Annotated in this window: 1 pseudogene; it reads right to left on the bottom strand. The window is 65.6% G+C overall.

The features are described from left to right. Positions 1-138: 138 nt before the first annotated feature. Positions 139-524, bottom strand: a pseudogene (locus A3764_RS23750) (cytochrome C); the annotation flags it as partial.

Here is a 524-nt window from a genome sequence, read left to right as displayed (position 1 = left end):
CCAGAAGCTTGTCGGGGTTCTCTTGCGGGATGAAGGCAAGCCGCAGGGTTACGTCTTGCGCGGCGAGAGGTGTCGCCAGCGACACCGCGCCCGCGCCGACCAAGGTCAGTATCGTTCTACGGGTCAGATGGACCGGCATCAGAATGCCCTCTCTTCGATTGCGTCGGCTTCGGACTTGAACGCGGTCCAGCTTGCTTCAGCGGCCTCCCAGTCTTCCACGCGGACGGCGGCGCCGACCGCGGCCAGCCGCTCGGCCAGCGCATAGACCTCGGGCCGGGCGGGGAGGTTCGACATGGTGCTGGCGTCGGCCGAAAGGTCCGCAGCCACGGTGTCGGTCAGCAGCAGGATATGCTCTGCGTCCCGCCGCGGCAGTAGCGTATCGATTGTCGAGGCGAAGGTCGTCAGTTCGGCGAATGCCAGCCGGAAAGCGGTGTTCTCGGTGTCGAAGGCTTCATAGGGCTCGTCTGCCGCGCCAACGGTCTCGAGATAGGCGGTTAGGTCGGCGCGGTCTTCCTCGGTAAGCC

The sequence above is a fragment of the Sulfitobacter sp. HI0129 genome (genome assembly GCF_001635395.1).
Taxonomy (GTDB): domain Bacteria; phylum Pseudomonadota; class Alphaproteobacteria; order Rhodobacterales; family Rhodobacteraceae; genus Sulfitobacter.
This window is presented reverse-complemented; position numbering and strand designations above follow the sequence as displayed.